Source organism: Nostoc sp. FACHB-888 (assembly GCF_014696655.1).
In the GTDB taxonomy this organism is placed as follows: domain Bacteria; phylum Cyanobacteriota; class Cyanobacteriia; order Cyanobacteriales; family Nostocaceae; genus Nostoc.
Window position 1 is genome coordinate 1 of record NZ_JACJQM010000096.1, and the last position, 17,905, is coordinate 17,905.

The window sequence follows — 17,905 nt, forward strand, 5'->3', positions numbered from 1 at the left end:
AGGGGAAGCTCAAAAAGAATACGACGGGGTGATGGGAAAGTTTCCAGTTTAATACTGCTGTACTACTTTGCCCCTGGTGACAGCTTCCGTAACACTACCCCTCTTTGGGCATCAGCCGCTTCTTGCTCCATTATTTGGATATAAGACTTGCGGTTAACGCCTCCGATCACCAAACCATAAACAAAACTGATCAAAGGTTGAAGAAGCCCAATAATGCTTAGTCTGCGACCACGGCGTTTTGTTTGTTCCAAACGTTTTTGCTCACCTCTAAAGTAATAGGTGTAGCCTGGTTCACTCCACAGACAAAATCCTGATTCATCTAGATACTTTAAGTCTATTTCTCCGGTAGCAGCAGCTAATTGCAACATATCTAAGTCTGCTTGCTTTTTCTCGCGTATTACAGGGTTTTGTTTTCGTTTATGGCTTTTTCTGCTTCGTTTCCAAATGACCCCCTTTTTTTGAGTACCAGTCTTAATCTGTCAGGACTCAGTTGAATTTGGCGATCGCTAAGAAGTTTTTGAGCTAATTGAAGACTATTGTATGTGCGTGGTTCTTTTTTAAGGCATTCTTCTAAAAAAACTATATCTGATTCCTCCCATTTCGGTTTTCCTCCTCGACCGACTTTATCCCAAAGTCCTTCTAGACCAAGCTTTTCCCATTTATGTAAAACTTCTCTGACTGTTTGCAAAGTCCAGTTAAAATGAGCAGCTATTTTTTCAACGTACCAGCCATGTGCATTTAGCCTGATGATCTCTGCTCGATCTTTGACTTTCTGTGGTGCATCCGCAGTTCTTAGATTTAATAAAGTTTTATCCTGATCACGAGTCAGAAATACCCTTAAACGAGCGCCCATGTCTTAGTCACCTCGGTAGATGCATTCTCCGTATTTACTTATCTTTACATAGTTTGGTTTTTTCACGCCAACTTACTTATATGATGCACTAAAATTCAATTGTCTTAAACATTACACATACACTTAAGGGATTTTTGTATCAGATTATATCAATCTGCTTATTTGCAGGTTATTATAATTTTTGCGTCTTGCTAAGGAATTAAAATTATGATATATGCGAACCAGTGCGGAAATTAAGGCAGAAATCGCAAAAAACTTTGGTTTTGTTCCTTCTTTCTTTGAGCCAGCCGAGCAGAATGTACAAGCATTAGAAAATCTCTGGCAACAAACGCTTTGTGCTTACGTTAATAATCCCTTATCGCCAATGTTGAAGGAAAAGCTTTTTGCATACCTTTCACGTTACTGTGCTTTGCCATATTGTATAATTTGTCATAGTTGCCACTTACGCACTTTAGGGGTAGAAGCACAGCAGATATTAGATTTGCTCGAATCGCCTCCGCCAACGGCAACCGACATCGATGCATACCTATATATACTTGCCTGCTCATCTAGCCAGTTGATAAACCTATCAGATTTGAGTGAGGCACTGGAAAAAAGTTTACTATACTGTTCAATATTCATCTTCCTCGAGCCAAAACAGAGTAAGGATTGTCGCTCCCATCTGCGTCACCTGCTTGGGCTTGTAAATTACCAGCACTTAATTACGTTTATAAGTTACATAAAAATGTGCCATCTGTGGATAGAAGGTCACCCCGAAGTTTCTTATAAAACAGATAAGCGAGTTATTAAGCAATTAAGTAAATTATTAGAATCAGAGCCAAGTTTAGCTGATTTCTTTGATAACTACATTGAAAAAATTAGGCACCAACAGCAACTTCAAACAGAGCATTCAGCCCAAGTTGCCCAGCGCCAGCAGAATCAGGAAGCATTACGAAAAGCTTACGAGCAGTTAGAAATCCGGGTTGAGGAACGAACTGCCGAGCTATTAAAATCTAATATGCTCCTCAAACAGGAGATATCGGAGCGCCAGCAGGCCCAGGCACGATTAGCTAATATTGCTTTTCATGATGCATTAACAGGTTTGCCCAACCGGATGCAATTTATGGAGCGGTTAAAGCAAACAGTCGAGCGTGCTAAAAGCTCTGATAATTTATTTGCTGTTCTATTCCTGGATTTAGATCGCTTTAAGATTGTTAATGATAGTCTTGGACATATTATAGGAGATCAATTACTGGTTGCCTTAGCTCATCGACTTCAAACTGGGCTACGCTCTGGAGATATTTTAGCCCGCCTGGGAGGAGATGAGTTTGCCATCTTGTTAGAGGAGATTCAGGGGATTAAAGATGTTATTGACATTGCCGAGCGGCTGCAACAGGAATTGGCAATACCTTTCCATTTAAGCGGGCATGAGGTGTTTTCTACTGTGAGCATTGGTATTGCCCTTAGTACAACAGGTGATCACCAAGTAGAGAACCTCCTACGCAACGCTGATATTGCAATGTATCGCGCTAAGGCTTTAGGCAGGGCAGGTTACAAAATATTTGATACAGCTATGTACACTGAACGTGCAAAGCTGTTGCAGTTAGAGACAGACTTGCGACGTGCTATTGAACGCCAGGAATTTCGGATTTACTACCAGCCAATTGTTTCATTGCAAACTGAAAAAATTATCGGGTTTGAGTCTCTTATCCGATGGCAGCACCCAAAGCAGGGTCTTGTGCTTCCAACAGATTTTATTTCAGTGGCGGAAGAAACTGGACTAATCGTTCCCATTGGCTACTGGGTACTTCGAGAGGCTTGCAACCAGATGCGCCAATGGCAGCAGCAATTTCCGCAAACCCAACTGACAATCAGCGTCAATCTTTCTAGCAAACAGCTTTTGCAATCCAATTTCACTGAGCAAATTTACTTGATTTTACAAGAAACTAAGTTAGATCCATCTAGGTTAAAACTAGAAATGACTGAAAGTGTACTCATTGAGAACACTCAATCTGCAACAGCTATACTTTGGCAACTCAAGAAACTAGGTATTGAATTACACATAGACGATTTTGGTACTGGTTATTCATCTTTAAGCTATCTGCACCGTTTTCCTATTAATGCACTAAAAATTGACCGCTCCTTTATTAAAAATATGGACACTAGTAGAAAATATGCAGAGATTGTACGCACGATTATTGCATTAGCTCACAATCTAAACATAGATGTTATAGCAGAAGGAATAGAAACAGTAGTGCAGCTCGAGCAAGTTAAAAAATTGCAATGCAAATATGGGCAAGGGTACTTTTTCTCACAACCAGCAGCAGTATCAGTCGCAGGTGCTTTAATACAACAGCAGTCAAGTTAAGCATCCCCAAGAGCAATGCAAAAATGTGCAACCAAAGCGTATGCATAAACTTAAAACCCGTCCGATACATTTGCAATTGTGCCCGAATTTTGGCGACGTATATGCTGAAGCTGAACTTGAGTTCGAGCATTGGTTAGGGGAGACCGCTTTCACTCCTATACCAGCCGTGTTTCAAGTTTATTCGTTGTGTAACGTGGATCTTGATTGTGACGGCTGGTATCTTTTTTCAAGGCTTGTGCCTACTTAGTTGATTCTAGACTTATTTGCTCTACGTTTAAATTTTTAGCTGATATGTTAAATTCATAACATCTAGCTGATATCAAGTTAAAATGTGTTTAGATATCAGAAGTAATAACGCTTAATATGTAACCCATAAAATTTGATTCTTGTCATCTATCTATACTGGGATAATTGCTGGATAGATGTATCAATAGTTATAGCTTTGTTGATAGTAAATTACAATCCTACTGACTGGATTTTTGAGAAATGATTAGTGATTTTAGTAGTAATATGTTGTTAGTTAATAGCAATTAACCTTGCAGTAAAAATTCTCAAGCTACCGATTCTCCTCTTATTAAGCAACAGATGCTTGTACTCGAAACGCGGGTAAAATCTGACCTATTTTAATGGCGAATTACAAATTGCTATTACTTATATGTCGTGTAACTCGTAAATGTAGCTTGTTTGGACGTAAAAGTATTAACGGTAAAACCCCTACCTAAGCTAAAAAATGCTGAATTAGTGAATTCAGCATTCTTCTTCAATTAATTGCTTTATCCTTTGTAGTTCACTTCAATACAGGGAGTCAATCAATGTGGTTAAGTACACGAGAAATTTTATATGTTAATAATTGCCACTGGCGTGACTATTTTGATTCTCTTGGCTTTCCCCGTAGGGCAGAAATTCGCAGTATTGATTCTTGGTGCAATCCTCATGTTCATTACTCGGAAAACTTTCGCTTGCATTCATTAGAACAGGCTTGGGATTTAGTTGATTGGTTGCCTATTCCTATTTTTAAACGACAATATTATCTCCTATTTACAAATGCTGATAAACAAAGGGTGTTATTAACTCATCCTCGATTGCGCCTGCTAGGACATGAACTGTTAGATCACCAATTTAACTCCTCATTATTAAACTATTGGCCCTGGGAAGGAGCGTTAGCTCCTTTTGCTCAAAGAGTTAATAAGTATGGACTACTTAGTTGGGATGATGCTAAAGCTGCTCAAGTTATTCTTCCAGAACTTTGGCATGGTGCCCCTCGCTCATGGGTGGCTATTGCGGCTTTATTTGAAGTTTTACCGGGAGCAAGATAATATCAGACCCTACTAAATAGCAGCCACAGAGGAATAACGCAGATAGTGACTGTTATTGCCGAGGGGGTGGAAACAATTGAACAATTAAACCAACTTCAAATCAAACAATGCCAACACGCACAGGGATACTTCTTCTCACCCCCACTTGATAGCTTCTCCCTTGAGCAATTAATTTCATCTAGCTTGCACCCTAACCCTCTTCTGTCATGGGAGAAACCAATCACGCTCAAGCCTTTAGGAGCTTTAATGTCCAGGTTTGGACTATAATGCCTCATGCGATTGCACAGATGGCAATCGGAACGCAAAACAAGCCCACAGCTTTCTCGGAAGTAGGACTACTGGGAACTAGAAGGGTTTGTTGTCGGTGGCTGTGGTAGTCGGGGGCTTTTATGTTTTCAGTGGGGAGTATGTGGCGGTATTCAAAAGATAAAATAAGTCAAAGTAGGAAAAGTAGGAAAAGTAGGATCTTTTCGTAATTTATTACATAATAGTTTGATATGTTGTAAGCTAAGTGTTGAATACAGTATTAATCAATAATCAATATCCTGATTAAATTGTCTTCATTTATTTGAGATATTTAAAATCATTAATAAGATTGTTAATTTTACTCCTGAAGGAATAGAAGTATTTTCTAGGTAATAATGTTATCTTCTTAATAAGCACAATTTAAATATTTTTATAAAATGCGATATAGCCCGTTTGAAGTCTCTCTAAAAAGTAGCGATTAATAAAGGCTTGTGCTTATGATTGATAGCATCTCTATTCAAAATTTTTATTAAAACAGAGGCATTTATTCTTATCACTACTGAAAAGCCGATACAAATCTCAGTAACCTTTTCCACTAAAATTTATGTTAGCTAAAAATGATATCGAACCGTTAAAAAGAATTTTGGTTATTGAAGACGATCGTGTTACAAGGGATCTTTACATTCAAGGACTCAAAGCAAAAGGTTTTGATGTCATGGATGTTCAAAGCGGTCTTCTAGGTATCAAACAAATACAAGAGCATTTACCTGACTTAGTGATTTGCGATATTACAATGCCTGATATTGATGGTTATACAGTTCTAAATACCTTACGCCAAGACCCCCAAACAGCAAATATTCCCTTCATTTTTCTTGCCAGCAGCACGACTAAAGCAAATATTCGCAAAGCTATGGAGTTAGGAGCGGATGACTACATTACCAAACCATCAACATTAGACGAGCTACTTAAAGCAATTAATATCCGCTTACAGAGACAGACTTTTCTTCAATCCTGGTGTGCTACTAAATTTCAGAAAGCTTTTAACTCCGTGTCTGCAACGAAGAATTCAGTGATTGTCCAGGAAGCATCAATCTTTCCCAACGCTCCAGAATTAAAAGCAATGTTTGAGTTTATAGAAGCCCATTATCATGAAGGAATTAGTCTGTGTGATGTCGCCCAAGAGCTTGGTTAGTCACCTGCTTATTTAACTAATAGAGTTGCAAAGCAAACAGGAGAAACTATAAACAACTGGATTGTCAAACGTCGGATGCTAGGAGCGCGATTGTTACTTCAAAATAGCGAGCAGACTGTAGAGCAAATTGCTAAAGCATTAGGCTACCAAGATGTATCTCATTTGTCTCGCCAGTTTCGGCAACATCATGGCTTACCTCCCCATGCTTGGCGTAAACAATATCATGCACTTGCTTCAAAAGTCGGCATTTAAGTACTACAAATGAGTTGAATACTTTTAAAATTTTCTTTACGAATCAACTTTGATCTTTGATTTTAAATCTTCCCTCAAGGGTTAACTCATATCTTGCACCTGATAAAAACAACCAGTATTAACCAAGAACAAGAAAATAAAAGTAACATCTAAAGATAGAACTTCTACTTTATGTACTGACATAATAAACTACATTTAGTATCAGAGTATATACAAATGACATATACAAAGATGGGAATAATGTCATCTGCATAAAGATATTTTTATATGCTCGTAAAAAATGAGAAAAAAGGGCGTAGATAACATAAATAACAGCAAGAAATATGGAAATCATTCTTGCCCACGCCCATACCCTAATGTATACGATTCTGGGATTGATGCCTAGTCTTTATCAACGAGATAACTTGGAAGCAATGCTAGGGCTATTTTTGGCAGCAAATGGAAAACCTCTGCCACATTACAGCAAATCTAAATCCGAAAGCGCTTTAAGTAGATTTTTAAATACCTATAAATGGCCTACTCGTAAGCTAATTCGTCATGTTCGTCAACAGGCGATTGAGCAAGTTAACAGTCATTGTCCATTGGGAAGAAAAGCGTTTCTACAAGTAATAGTTGACCTGACAACTTTAGAGAAATGTGGTCAGTTTAAAGCATTTAAGAATCTAATAACCGTTTACAACGGCAAACGAGGCTTGCATATAGTAGTCTTGTACTTAGTAGTTGGACAATGGCGCATACCTTGGAATATGCAGATGTAGAAATTCAAAACACATCTTTTGAGGAATGGACACTAGAAGTAGGTCAGTTTGATGCTGTATTAGCAGCATCTTCTTTTCATTGGATATCTCCTGAAATAGGCTATGCAAAAGCGGCAAGTGCATTGAAGGATAACAGGTATTTGATTTTACTGTGGAATAAGGAACTGCAACCTAGGTACGAAGTTTATCAAACTTTATCAGAAATTTATCAAGCATACGCTCCATCTGTCGCTCGTTATGAAGATGATGAAACACAACAAGAAATCCTCAAACAATTAGGGGGTATGATAATTGATTCTAGGCAATTTAAAGACTTGAAGTTTGGACAAGTTAAATCTGAAGTAATCTATAGCTCAGATGAATATTTAACTCTGTTAAATACTTATTCACCGTATTTAAAGTTAGAACCACAAAAAAAAGAATTGCTGTTTGCCGGGTTAAAGCAACGAATAGATAATGACTTTGGAGGACAGCTTAAACTTTCATATATTTCGGCTTTTCATATTGCCCAAAAGAATTAAAATGTTGGCTTACTGCCTCAGAGGATGTTTAAAAAGTCCTTTCCCAATACAACACCCTTGACCAAATTTTGACAACCATTGGTTGTCAAAATTTGGTCAAACATAAATACACCATTACCCCAAGGAGCAATCGTAGCCTGTGGAGGGCGGTTGTTAATCGGGCAGGGATGAGGACGGGGGCGGCGAGAAGCTCTTCTTAAGCCTTTTCAAAGGATACGAAGATAAGAACGGCGATCGTAGATGTGGCGTACACCAAAAGGGTTGCCGTAGGCATCAAAACGAGAGTGCAAATCTACAACTCGTTCCTTGACAAGCTCTAACCAAGTATTAACAATTACAAAGAAAGGCAGAGGGACGAGGGCAGAAGGCACTTATGTTAAGAGTGTCAATAAAAACTTTAGTTGTGGGTTATTGCCCACTAAAAAAGAAAATGTATTTCAAGACGCGTAGTGAACCAGCGCTGTAGGCGGGTTTCCCGCCGTAGGCGACTGGTGAACCCGGAGGGCGCATATTTACGGCGTCCAAGTTTTCAATCCCACGTTTTTAAGCGTGGGTTCCTTCTGCCTTCTGCCTTCTGAATCAATTATATCTTCGCCAATTCCTAGTGTCTTATAGCTCTGTGTTAACTGCTACCAAAGCAACTCAATTTGCGGCGTTGCTGAATCACAGAATTATGCGGTCGCCATATTCTCAGGGGAGCAAAGCCTCAGCATTTGAATACAACGATGTTTAATAGAGTTGCAAAGCAAACATTGCTTACGCTGTGATTGATGACATTAAAGCTAGGAGAAAAAGATAACTCCAGTACAAAAGTATTAAATTTGGCTTTAATCCCTCTGATTAAATTTTCACTACATAGAACAAAAAACCAAGTAATTTTGGCAACTAATTTTGCAGCACTAACAAAACATTGGCATTTTGCAAACCACGTTGCTGGGTCTGACTCAAGGTCTTGTTAACTGCATACTTTTGATTGATGGAATTGAGCAGTTGAGCTTGGTTGTGCTTGATAGCAACACCCGGCACATCAGCAATAAAATCAAAAGTTCCATCAACATTGCTAGACCAGCCAATGTCACATTCGCCTTCAAGAACAGCAAGGTTAAACATCTCTATAAATCCTAACACCCAAGCATAAAGGAAAAAGTCTAACCAACTAAGTAGAGCAAGTTACGAACTACGCTATAGCCACTTAGATCCCAAAGTAGGTAAGCAAGGAAGCCAATCATCGCAAAGCGCCCGTTCCAAATTTCAGCTTGGGGATTCCAGCCAAAGAGCAAGCCATTCCGGTCTTTGCCATTGTAAGCTTTAGTAACAGGGGGTTTTTCGGTAGCAGTGTTAGATTGCATTGTTAATATTCCTCAATAAAACTCAATATTTCTTTGATATTTCGATAATAATTACCCTGAATACAAAAATTCCCTGTCTTTAGATTTAAATAGCACGCAACCTGAAGGACGATTCTTTTTGCAAGAAACTTGTATACAGGAACACAATATACTCGCTTTGTATAAGAGGCTATTTACAAATACTCGGTTAATATCTTATTTATTTTAAAATGAGAATTGCTGCGTTGAAACTCTTGTATATCAAGTTTTTAAGGAGTAAAAGTGTCAACCTAAACTAGTTGCATCTGGAAGTACTTTAAGTATTAATACTTGAAGTATTCCCAAAGATAGAAGTTATAAACTTTTAAAATCCATAGCATTTGAAGGAGAAATCTATTTTCATTAAAATAATTTAAAAATAAATTTTAAATATTTAAAACGATGTTAAGTAGTTTTTTTACATTAGCAGAAGAAAGAGAAAAAATATTTCGCAATGAACTGATTCAGTACGGTGTATCATCCAAAAAAGCGGTAATAGCAGCCAAAATTATAGCGTCTGGCCAGTCAGATGAATTATTATCACAAGAAGAGATAAGAATTGTCAAGGATGCTCGCCAAAAATGGTCTGTACGAAATAAACGTTATAAACCTTAAAGATTGAAGATGGTAATATTCTGCGCTCTTTATATAGAAACTATGGAAGCTGAAGGCTTTGAGGTGATAAACATTCAAAAGAAGCGATTGCACCCCCTTACGTACTGTCTTAGCAATCCTTTTTTGATAACTTCTTAACCTTAATTACCGCCATAATCCAGTAGCAGCCAAGGTAAAAGAGCTTTTATCAGGTAGATTAGATTCTCTATTGGCTCCGATTTGACAAAGTAAGAGCTAGCGCCTAAGTGCATAGCTTCTATAGCTTGATTTTTATCTTCTAAGTCACTAATCACGACCACTGGTATCTGGTTCAATAAGGGATGCTGTTTTACCCATGTTAATAACTCTAGACTTGACAAAACAGAGATGTTGAAATCTGATAATATTACTAGAGGTAAACAGGAATCTAAGTTATCAACTGAAGAAACTTTGCTTTCAAGATAATCTACAGCTTCTACCGGGGATTTGACTATAAACACATTTACGAATACATGGTCTAAAGACGCTTGTTCAATCACATCTTTAATTAAAATTTGTGTAATCGGCTCGTTAGAAGCTAATAAAATGGTGTAATTATATGAATTCATAAGCTAAATGCAACTATAGTAATCCTATATTATTTGTGAAAAATCACAGTTAAGGACTCTCCACGCAATCTGACTGCTCGTGGCGAGTAAACAACGCACTGTACAAGAATTTCAATTGCTGACGATGGGTATTTTTCTCAATTCAAGCCACCTGTGTAATGAAAAATTGCCCTGGGGAATTAAGTCTAAAGCAGTACTTGAAATAGGACGAAAAAAAAAATCCAAATATCAGCTAATGCCCAGCCACGAGTAAAGACAGCTGCAGGGCAAACGCATCTAAATATTGACGAGCCTGAATCAGGATGAAATACACCAAGACTCACACTACATAAGGCTTTGAGGAAATTAAATCTCACTTAAAATGAAAATGATAATCATTGTGAGGGGGAGTTAGAGGCAGCCGTCGGCTGCCTAAATTTTCACGGTCAGTTCTCCACTTAATAGCGTAGGTTTTCTCACAGTCTGATTCTCAATAGTTTTAGATTAATGACTAGGAATCACGAGGAGATCAGCGCAAAGAAAAACTCGATTTATGCGATCGCCAGCGCGTTGGGCGGTTACGCCATCGAAAACTCTTCAAAGTGACTTATTACAGATGGCGTGAAAAGTCAGGACGGCTGCCCTTGATTGAACATGGTATTCTCACATTTATCAGAAAGAAGAATTACATTCTCCCAGCTCCTAAGATGAAGCTCAAACCAAAAATCACGATTGCTGACCATTTTTGGGGAATAGAAGACCCACGAATTGACCGCACTAAACGACACAATTTAATTGATATCATGACCATTGCTGTATGTGCTGTGATTTGTGGAGCGGATGGTTGGAAGGTATTAGAACTATCTGGATGTATTGTGACGATTGATGCAATCGGTTGCCAGAAAGAGATTGTGAAGCTAATAACACAGCAAAATGCAGATTATGTAATTGCGTTAAAGAAGAACCAAGACAACCTTTATGATGAAGTTGAAAAACTATTCTCTTCAGGCATAGCTACAGGGTTTGAGGGGATTGCACATAGCACATATAAAACAGAAGAAACAGGGCATGGTCGTCATGAAATCCGCAATTACGTAATGTTAATGGAACCTCGGCTTAATCCAGATTCAGTTTGGTCAAAATTTAATAGTGTTGGAATGGTAGAATCCGTCCGTTCATTAAATGGTGAAACAACGGTTGAAACCCATTATTTTATCAGTAGCCTTGAATCAAATGCTAAACAGTTTGGTAATTCTATTCGCAGTCATTGGGGAATTGAGAATTCATTACATTGGATATTAGATGTCGCCTTGAAGGAAGATGACTGTCGCATTAGAAAAGATAATGCTCCACAAAATTTTGCAATTCTCAAACATATTGCAGTCAATCTTTTAGGTCAAGAGAAGCGTGTCAAACGTGGAATAAAAAATAAACAGTTTCTCGCTGGGCTGGATAACAATTATTTAGCAAGAGTTTTAGCATTAGCATAAACTCATATATCAGAAATTAAATTTGAATATTTAGGAAGAATTTCATTTTTCCTCTAAATAAACATAGTTTTATAAACTCGAATCTTGAGTTATTTTAGTATCAATAAATAATCATTCAGCTTCAGATAAGATAATTCATGCTTTTTGAGAATACTTCATTTATTTTATTTATCATTTAATCAATTTTTACAATTATCTAGGTCATTTTGAAATCTCTCTTAGTTTTGACTAGTAAATAAGATGCGTTCTCCCTAAAGACAGCTGTGGCTAGTGAACCTTGCGGGGCTACAAAAAGGGCTATGATGCAGATAGAATAAGCCTCATAGCCCTCTTTCCTTGTTGGTAGTACTTACGCTTATTAGGACTTAATCTCAATAATTCAGTGACTAACTCATAAGAGTTTTCCATGAAATTGATCCAATTGTCACCATAAAGACCAATATAAAAACTACTATGTCGTCGAATAATCCGCTTAGATTCTTTAATTCGTCCAACATATTTTTGAACGCCCATACGTTTAATTTTTTGACCAGATATAGTTGCAGCAGTATAGGCGAGTGAGATTAATAATGTTAGGGAAATTAGCCGTTGACCTGATACATTAGTATCTTCCAAATTATAACCACCACTCTTAAAATCTCTAAACATTTCTTCAATATCAAAGCGTTGTTTATAAGCTCTAATAACTGAATCTAAATCATCTAAATTGGTAAGGATAAACCAACCCTCCTCCGGCGCAACTCCCAAACGTTTACGTTTCCATTTAGCAGCGAGATTAAAGCTAACAAACCCAAGGGATTTTGTATATTTAATGCCTTGGTAAAAGAAAGAAAGGCCAGGCGCTAAACCTAAATCTCTTAATTGCAGCCAAATTTCCGGTTCTATTTCTATAAATGCATCTTTTTTTAAGCGTAAACAGAAATATACTTTCTGCTCTGTCAGCCAGTTAGCCAGCCTTATTGAACAAAATTCACGGTCTCCTAACACTACAGTCTTATAATTATTAAAAAGAGGCAATGCTTTTTTAAATACTGCTTCTTGTTCATCAAAATTGCTTGAACCCAATTTGTCTAATAGCTTAAAGTATATTGGGATAGACCTTTTATCCCAAACCACACTAATCATTAATATATTAATACACCCCCAATTAGTCCGGTCAATTACTAAATAAATAACTTCATTTAAAGGAAAATATATCTCTAACCAGCTTTTAATAATTGGGAACCAAATTTCTTCAACATTTATATAATTTAAAGATAAGAATCGTTGGATTTTCTTTCTTCTACTTTCAAATAATATTGGTATGGGTAAACCAGTAGCCAATGCTTCAAGGCTTACAGTTTTTATTGATTGTAATAAATTTATCAGGATTTTTAGTAATAAATATTCTGCACGTCCCAATTCTCGCTTGAGGTTTGTTTCGTAGAATTCTGGTAACATTATCATTAAATAGAGCTTGTTGCGAATGAAGGCTCTTTTTCTTTTACCACAAATTGCTACACTACTTGCCATATATCTATTTCAGGGTATTTTGTCTCCCCTCAAGCTAGTGAACACACAGGATTAACACTGGCATTCGTCACAGGAATCAGGATAAGATGTGCTAAAGTCAGCCCTAAATCGATGGCGATGGGTGCAGATTAGTCGCGGCAACAGTTGATTGACCTTTGGGTGCAAAAAGTAGCTTCTTCGTGTGCAGATATTACACCCCTGTGGCTCCATATTTCGCCTTCGCTTCTGCCGTGCGCTCCCTAATGGCTTTCGGCAACTCCGGTTCCGGGCGTAGTTTTAGGCAGCGACACTAAAATAAAATTTATATAACGTAGTATTTGTCAATACTCTTAGGGCTGAGGAAAAAGTCCAATATGATCTACAACTTTGGGCTGTTTTCTCAGAATTTGTATAAGTTATACATAACTAAAACATTAACTCAAACATGATCTTTGATTGTGAAAGGTTATCTTAAACAAATCAACGTCAAGTAGGTGAGGTCGTTGTTTGTATGTTCTCGAAATAGAAGTTGTTGAAGTTTTAATTTGCCGTAATCAGCTGATTTTAGAGCAAATTAGTCTTGAGTATAAACAGCTTACAGTGGTTGATTTATAGCAGGGGCAACCACTTCCGATAGTCCAAGGTATTCTAATTGATTACCAAGAAGGGGAAAAGGGGAAAAGGGGAATGGGTAAGGGCAAGGGAAGAACAAAAAAACTTTTCCCCACAAGGTATAAAGCCCCTATTTTTAAATATGAAAAACAAAAAAGAAGATGATACCCGCCACGTAGTGCGATAACTTAATAGGGTTCATGTCTTGAAACCCCTGTTTTTAAATATGGGGTTCCCTTTCCCTTTCCCCCTTACCCTTTCCCCCTCTTTTTCATGGGTTACTGGTTTTATACCATTGAATAGCTCAAGCAGGAATATCTGAAAAAGGGGATGAAGTTTTTAGCTCCAGAAGTTCTTTAACGCGAGTCAGTGACTATAATTTCGGGAAAACATACTGATAACAATCTATACGTAATATGATGCCAAAAAATCTATCAAGTTTAGTTCTGATTGTTGATAGTGAAGCGTTCAACCGTCAACAACTGCGACTTTTGTTAGAACAAGCAGGGTATCGAGTGGTAGAAGCAAGAAATGGTATGGAGGCAATCAATGTTTTTCAACAACTGCGCCCACAACTAGTACTCCTTGACACCATCTTGCCAGACATGAAGGGGTTTGAGTGTTGCGCTAAACTCTTGAGTATTGACTCAAGTAAATACACTCCAGTTTTAATGCTTACAGTAGTTGAGGATACATCTTCGATTGAAAATGCATTTCTTGCTGGTACAACAGATTATGTAATCAAACCTTTTAACTGGTCAGTTTTGCGTCAACGGATCAAATGCTTGATTGAGCAATCACAGCTACATCGAAAACTCGTTGCAATTAATGAAGAATTGCAACGATTAGTTGGGATCGATTCCTTGACTCAAGTGGCTAATCGCCGACGATTTACTGAGTATATTGACCAAGAATGGCGACGCATGACACGCTTGCAACAGCCAGTGTCTCTCATCCTGCTTGATGTTGATTTTTTCAAGTCCTACAATGATACCTATCGTATCTTGATGAATGAATGAAATCAAAGAACGATGCCACTTAATATACAAGAACGAAGCCAAAAAGTCTTGCAGTGTTTGTGTCAGAAAACTCAACAGAGTCTACGTAGCATCGCCGCGGCCACAGGAATACCGAAAAGTAGCGTCCATCGGCATCTGAGGACTATAAAGCAACGACAACGGTATCCAGAGTCCCACTTGTGGGAAACGAAGGAGGGTGGAGATTGGCTGAGATTACTGGTGTTTGGAGTGATCTATTGCTTCGGCATCAAAGGGGGTATCGGTTCAGAAAGTCTGTCGGCATTTTTTCGCCTGTTACATCTCGAAGAGCGAATAGGGTGTTCTGCCCAGTGCCTTGAGAGAACTGGAAGTACAGGTCAAAGAGCAAATCATCGCCTATGGACAAGCCCAAGCAGAAGCAAGTCATGGCGAGCAACCTATTGGCATCTGCGTGGGGGCTGATGAAACGTTTTATGGGTTGCCAATTCTCGTGGCAATCGAGTTAGCCAGTGGGTTTATCTTCAGTGAAACAGAATGTGAGAACCGCACCTACGCAACTTGGTGGGAGCAGGTCAGTGGGTGGTAAAACCTAGATCAATGGGAGTGTCGGTGTCTGGTCAGTGATGGGGCAAAAGCGTTGGTCAAGCTGGCGTTAAGCGGCTTGACCTGTCCGAATCTACCGGATGTCTTCCATCTACTATATGCCCTAAGTAAATCGATGGGCAGTGCGATCGCCCGTCAACGGGTGCAACTGCAAAACCAACAGCAAGCCTTACAAACTAAACTCAACGCAGATTCATCGGCAAAGTCAAACTCCTTAGTGCAAGCTAAAATCACGGCGTTCCAAGCCCTTCAGCAAATGCTCGAAACCGATTACCAAAATTATCAGCAAAGTTTACACGCCTTGTCGCAAGCCATTCATCCTTTTAATCTCAACACTGGTGAATCCCAGTTTGGTTTGGAGTTACCCACGATGTTGCAAGTCCCCTTGCAACGATTGGCAGACTTGAGTCAAACCTATGCCCCAACTGCGAGTCAAGCTGCACTACACCGTTGGCAGCGTCAGATTCCCGACTTGAGTAGGACGCTCCATGCTTGGTGGCAGTGGGTGATTCAAGCCCTCAGCACCCAAACCCAAGATCCTGAGCTCCAAAACTGGGTGTTGAGCGTTCTGTTGCCTTGGGTGTACTGGCACCAACAAACCCGAAAAACCCGTCAACCCCAACTCAAACAGGGTTATCAGCAAGCGGCTCAACAGGCACAGGCGCGTTTCCTAGCAGATGGCTTCACCCAGACCTTGCACAACTCTGAGCAACAGCAGTGGATTGATTGGGCAATCTGGATGTGTGCCAAATTCCAGCGCACTTCTTCGGCGGTCGAAGGACGCAATGGCTATTTATCTGCTCTCCATCATGCCAATCGCGGTTTTACCGAACAGACCTTGAAGGTGTTGACCATTATCCATAACTTTGACCTCAAACGTGACGATGGCACTACTGCTGCCCAACGACTCTTTGGTAAATCATTCCCTGACTTGTTTGAGTCGGTTCTCCTACAAATGGGAGAGCTACCCAGACCCAGACATACCTTAAAAGCTCGAAAGTCTCAAAAGCCTACCGTACAAGCTGTCCCGGCTTAAGTTGCTACCCAAAATTTTTGCATTATCTGTGTCAGTTAAAAATTTAACTTTTCACGATATTATGCAGAAAAGGTGATTTTGAGGGTTTTTCAAGCTCGATACTAGCTCTACTGCTATCATTCCTAGGTAAGGGTTAAAGCCCCGTTCAAATTCTTCACGAATGCCTTCTGCCCTTTGCCTCCTGCCTTCTTTACAGATGTAACTTTCTGGCTTAAGTACTTAAGTCGTTACTAAATCCTAAGAGACTATTTTAGTAGAACGTTTAAGTAGTTTTGCTGTTTCTATTACTAATTCATTTATCCAAGGTTTTTGGATAAAAGTTTGAAAACCAGAGGCAATAGCCTCCTTATCTGCTTTAGCTTCAGTATTGCCAGTAAAAGCAATTGCTGGAATTTCTCTTGTTGTTAAAGACGTGACTGTTCTAACTTTGCGTATTAACCAATAGCCGGATTCTCCTGGCATAGTAATATCGCTAATCAAGAGATCCAGTTTATGTTGTTCAATGACTTCAAATGCTTTTAAAGCGTTATCTGCTGTTATCACTTTAACCCCATAGGTTTCAAAAATCTCGGTAATTAAAAACAGGATGATAGAATCGTTATCCACAGCCAGAATTGTCAAGCCTTTAAAGATATCTAAGTCTGTTGTGTCATCTTCAAAATCTTCATTATCAAGATTGTTTGAGAAATAGATATTATTCATAATCATTTGAAAAACTGTAATTATATACAAGTGGACTAAATAACTGAGTAATCGAATCAAAAATTGGAGCTAATCACTTGAATTATTTAGTAAAGGTAAAAATACATACGTCAGAATACTTAAAGAATTAGGAAAACATTTTTAAATAAATGTAATAACTATGCTATTCCTTATAAAGTAAGGATTCAGAAGGACTGAGTGCTAAATTCTTACCAGTAAACTAATATGTAATCATATACAACACAAAATTTAGTATGGCACTTGACTGTTAGAGATCATGTTTTAGCAAACGTTTGAGTAACGTATGATTTGTATGATTTTTACAATAAATATTTATTTTTTTCCGGTTCAGCTTGTTTGAGTCACAGCACTTGTTACCACCATTGGCTTGAACTAGTGGGAGTTAGGCAATAAATAGTGCTAGCTTTGAGAAGGTTAGACAGAATAAAGCATTTATTGAGCTTGCCATCATAACGTAAGAGATAGAATCAGGAAATGGAAATGGGAAATTCCAAACTGACCAAACGTATTTGTTGACCTATGAATGTGCTTTTAGTTGCTGACTCAATAGTTTGAACCATAACAGTATGGTATTTGAGAGAACGTACATCTCTTGTAAGTAAACTGACTTAAAATATAAACCGGATTTACCAAACCAGTGTGGTGCTAGACTTCATCCTATGACCAATGAGCAAGCCTTTGAGCAACCTATATCTGAACCTACCGCTAGTGAATCGTTCGAGGTAGAGCAACTTGATAATAAAGATGCTTTATTTCCCATCGTTGGCATTGCCGCCTCAGCAGGTGGATTAGAGGCATTTACGCAGTTGCTCAGACATTTAGCTACTGATACAGGAATGGCATTTGTGCTGATTCAGCACTTAGATCCTAACCACAAAAGTCTGTTAAGCGAGATTTTGGCAAGAAAAACTCAAATGCC

The 17,905-nt window shown here is 38.5% G+C and carries 17 protein-coding genes and 4 pseudogenes; 12 read left to right on the forward strand and 9 right to left on the reverse strand.

Going from position 1 to position 17,905, the window contains the following annotated elements; translation table 11 throughout:
* Window positions 1-62: 62 nt before the first annotated feature.
* The gene (locus tag H6G26_RS30510) at window positions 63-368 is read right to left on the reverse strand and encodes a transposase (protein ID WP_190734231.1); all 306 of its coding nucleotides are present in this window, start codon (window positions 366-368) and stop codon (window positions 63-65) included.
* A gap of 29 nt (window positions 369-397) precedes the next feature.
* The gene (locus tag H6G26_RS30515; RefSeq protein WP_190734233.1) at window positions 398-853 is read right to left on the reverse strand and encodes a helix-turn-helix domain-containing protein; all 456 of its coding nucleotides are present in this window, start codon (window positions 851-853) and stop codon (window positions 398-400) included.
* A gap of 214 nt (window positions 854-1,067) precedes the next feature.
* Between H6G26_RS30515 and H6G26_RS30520 the strand changes: the two genes are divergently transcribed.
* The 6 genes and pseudogenes from H6G26_RS30520 (at window position 1,068) to H6G26_RS30545 (ending at window position 7,485) form a co-directional block, all read left to right on the forward strand.
* Window positions 1,068-3,200 (forward strand): EAL domain-containing protein, encoded by a 2,133-nt coding sequence (locus tag H6G26_RS30520; RefSeq protein WP_190734235.1) that lies wholly within the window; start codon window positions 1,068-1,070, stop codon window positions 3,198-3,200.
* 812 nt (window positions 3,201-4,012) lie between these two features.
* Window positions 4,013-4,516: a hypothetical protein gene (locus H6G26_RS30525; protein ID WP_190734237.1), complete on the forward strand. Its 504-nt coding sequence runs from the start codon at window positions 4,013-4,015 to the stop codon at window positions 4,514-4,516.
* A gap of 45 nt (window positions 4,517-4,561) precedes the next feature.
* The gene (locus H6G26_RS30530) at window positions 4,562-4,783 is read left to right on the forward strand and encodes an EAL domain-containing protein (RefSeq protein WP_347242525.1); all 222 of its coding nucleotides are present in this window, start codon (window positions 4,562-4,564) and stop codon (window positions 4,781-4,783) included.
* 583 nt (window positions 4,784-5,366) lie between these two features.
* A pseudogene (locus tag H6G26_RS30535) lies at window positions 5,367-6,206 on the forward strand (response regulator).
* A 323-nt stretch (window positions 6,207-6,529) separates the two neighbouring features.
* A pseudogene (locus H6G26_RS30540) lies at window positions 6,530-6,961 on the forward strand (IS701 family transposase); the annotation flags it as partial.
* On the forward strand, window positions 6,946-7,485 hold the full coding sequence (locus H6G26_RS30545; RefSeq protein ID WP_242053972.1) for a class I SAM-dependent methyltransferase: 540 nt from the start codon (window positions 6,946-6,948) through the stop codon (window positions 7,483-7,485). The pseudogene H6G26_RS30540 and the gene H6G26_RS30545, both read left to right, overlap by 16 nt.
* A 206-nt stretch (window positions 7,486-7,691) precedes the next feature.
* On the opposite strand, the gene H6G26_RS30550 is transcribed toward H6G26_RS30545, so the two are convergent.
* From H6G26_RS30550 to H6G26_RS30560, 3 genes and pseudogenes are all read right to left on the reverse strand, one after another.
* Entirely contained in the window at window positions 7,692-7,856 is a 165-nt protein-coding gene (locus tag H6G26_RS30550) for a hypothetical protein (RefSeq protein WP_190734241.1), read from the reverse strand.
* A 514-nt stretch (window positions 7,857-8,370) separates the two neighbouring features.
* Window positions 8,371-8,586: pseudogene (locus tag H6G26_RS30555) on the reverse strand (DUF1257 domain-containing protein); the annotation flags it as partial.
* A gap of 47 nt (window positions 8,587-8,633) precedes the next feature.
* The gene (locus tag H6G26_RS30560) at window positions 8,634-8,834 is read right to left on the reverse strand and encodes a chlorophyll a/b-binding protein (RefSeq protein WP_190734245.1); all 201 of its coding nucleotides are present in this window, start codon (window positions 8,832-8,834) and stop codon (window positions 8,634-8,636) included.
* A 420-nt stretch (window positions 8,835-9,254) separates the two neighbouring features.
* Between H6G26_RS30560 and H6G26_RS30565 the strand changes: the two genes are divergently transcribed.
* Window positions 9,255-9,467, forward strand: a complete 213-nt coding sequence (locus H6G26_RS30565; protein ID WP_190734247.1) for a hypothetical protein — start codon at window positions 9,255-9,257, stop codon at window positions 9,465-9,467.
* 140 nt (window positions 9,468-9,607) lie between these two features.
* On the opposite strand, the gene H6G26_RS30570 is transcribed toward H6G26_RS30565, so the two are convergent.
* On the reverse strand, window positions 9,608-10,054 hold the full coding sequence (locus H6G26_RS30570; RefSeq protein WP_190734249.1) for a response regulator: 447 nt from the start codon (window positions 10,052-10,054) through the stop codon (window positions 9,608-9,610).
* Between the two features lie 686 nt (window positions 10,055-10,740).
* On the opposite strand from H6G26_RS30570, the gene H6G26_RS30575 reads away from it, so the two are divergent.
* The gene (locus H6G26_RS30575) at window positions 10,741-11,523 is read left to right on the forward strand and encodes an ISAs1 family transposase (RefSeq protein ID WP_190734258.1); all 783 of its coding nucleotides are present in this window, start codon (window positions 10,741-10,743) and stop codon (window positions 11,521-11,523) included.
* Window positions 11,524-11,820: 297 nt separating this feature from the next.
* Here the strand turns inward: H6G26_RS30575 and H6G26_RS30580 are convergent, their stop codons facing one another.
* Together H6G26_RS30580 and H6G26_RS43015 are read right to left on the reverse strand one after the other, a co-directional pair.
* Window positions 11,821-12,963, reverse strand: a complete 1,143-nt coding sequence (locus H6G26_RS30580; protein WP_190734260.1) for an IS4 family transposase — start codon at window positions 12,961-12,963, stop codon at window positions 11,821-11,823.
* 107 nt (window positions 12,964-13,070) lie between these two features.
* Window positions 13,071-13,160: pseudogene (locus H6G26_RS43015) on the reverse strand (aquaporin); the annotation flags it as partial.
* Window positions 13,161-14,042: 882 nt separating this feature from the next.
* On the opposite strand from H6G26_RS43015, the gene H6G26_RS30585 reads away from it, so the two are divergent.
* The 3 genes from H6G26_RS30585 to H6G26_RS41905 all read left to right on the forward strand — a co-directional run bounded on the left by H6G26_RS30585 (window position 14,043) and on the right by H6G26_RS41905 (window position 16,263).
* On the forward strand, window positions 14,043-14,645 hold the full coding sequence (locus tag H6G26_RS30585) for a response regulator (RefSeq protein ID WP_190734251.1): 603 nt from the start codon (window positions 14,043-14,045) through the stop codon (window positions 14,643-14,645).
* A 334-nt stretch (window positions 14,646-14,979) separates the two neighbouring features.
* Entirely contained in the window at window positions 14,980-15,210 is a 231-nt protein-coding gene (locus H6G26_RS41900; protein ID WP_199327162.1) for a hypothetical protein, read from the forward strand.
* Window positions 15,211-15,261: 51 nt separating this feature from the next.
* Window positions 15,262-16,263 carry a DUF6399 domain-containing protein gene (locus H6G26_RS41905; protein ID WP_199327161.1) on the forward strand — a complete coding sequence of 334 codons (1,002 nt, stop codon included), beginning with the start codon at window positions 15,262-15,264 and terminating at the stop codon, window positions 16,261-16,263.
* A 237-nt stretch (window positions 16,264-16,500) separates the two neighbouring features.
* On the opposite strand, the gene H6G26_RS30595 is transcribed toward H6G26_RS41905, so the two are convergent.
* Entirely contained in the window at window positions 16,501-16,965 is a 465-nt protein-coding gene (locus H6G26_RS30595; RefSeq protein ID WP_190734253.1) for a response regulator, read from the reverse strand.
* A 680-nt stretch (window positions 16,966-17,645) separates the two neighbouring features.
* Here H6G26_RS30595 and H6G26_RS30600 point away from each other — a divergent pair.
* The coding region (locus H6G26_RS30600; RefSeq protein ID WP_190734255.1) for a chemotaxis protein CheB at window positions 17,646-17,905 on the forward strand (260 nt) is incomplete at its 3' end.

Excerpts from the sequence above, each read along its gene's own strand:
- H6G26_RS30510 (WP_190734231.1), bottom strand. The coding sequence starts at position 368 with ATGTTGCAATTAGCTGCTGCTACCGGAGAAATAGACTTAAAGTATCTA.
- H6G26_RS30515 (WP_190734233.1), bottom strand. The coding sequence starts at position 853 with ATGGGCGCTCGTTTAAGGGTATTTCTGACTCGTGATCAGGATAAAACT.
- H6G26_RS30520 (WP_190734235.1), top strand. The coding sequence starts at position 1,068 with ATGCGAACCAGTGCGGAAATTAAGGCAGAAATCGCAAAAAACTTTGGT.
- H6G26_RS30525 (WP_190734237.1), top strand. The coding sequence starts at position 4,013 with ATGTGGTTAAGTACACGAGAAATTTTATATGTTAATAATTGCCACTGG.
- H6G26_RS30560 (WP_190734245.1), bottom strand. The coding sequence starts at position 8,834 with ATGCAATCTAACACTGCTACCGAAAAACCCCCTGTTACTAAAGCTTAC.
- H6G26_RS30565 (WP_190734247.1), top strand. The coding sequence starts at position 9,255 with ATGTTAAGTAGTTTTTTTACATTAGCAGAAGAAAGAGAAAAAATATTT.
- H6G26_RS30570 (WP_190734249.1), bottom strand. The coding sequence starts at position 10,054 with ATGAATTCATATAATTACACCATTTTATTAGCTTCTAACGAGCCGATT.
- H6G26_RS30575 (WP_190734258.1), top strand. The coding sequence starts at position 10,741 with ATGAAGCTCAAACCAAAAATCACGATTGCTGACCATTTTTGGGGAATA.
- H6G26_RS30580 (WP_190734260.1), bottom strand. The coding sequence starts at position 12,963 with ATGTTACCAGAATTCTACGAAACAAACCTCAAGCGAGAATTGGGACGT.
- H6G26_RS30585 (WP_190734251.1), top strand. The coding sequence starts at position 14,043 with ATGATGCCAAAAAATCTATCAAGTTTAGTTCTGATTGTTGATAGTGAA.
- H6G26_RS30595 (WP_190734253.1), bottom strand. The coding sequence starts at position 16,965 with ATGAATAATATCTATTTCTCAAACAATCTTGATAATGAAGATTTTGAA.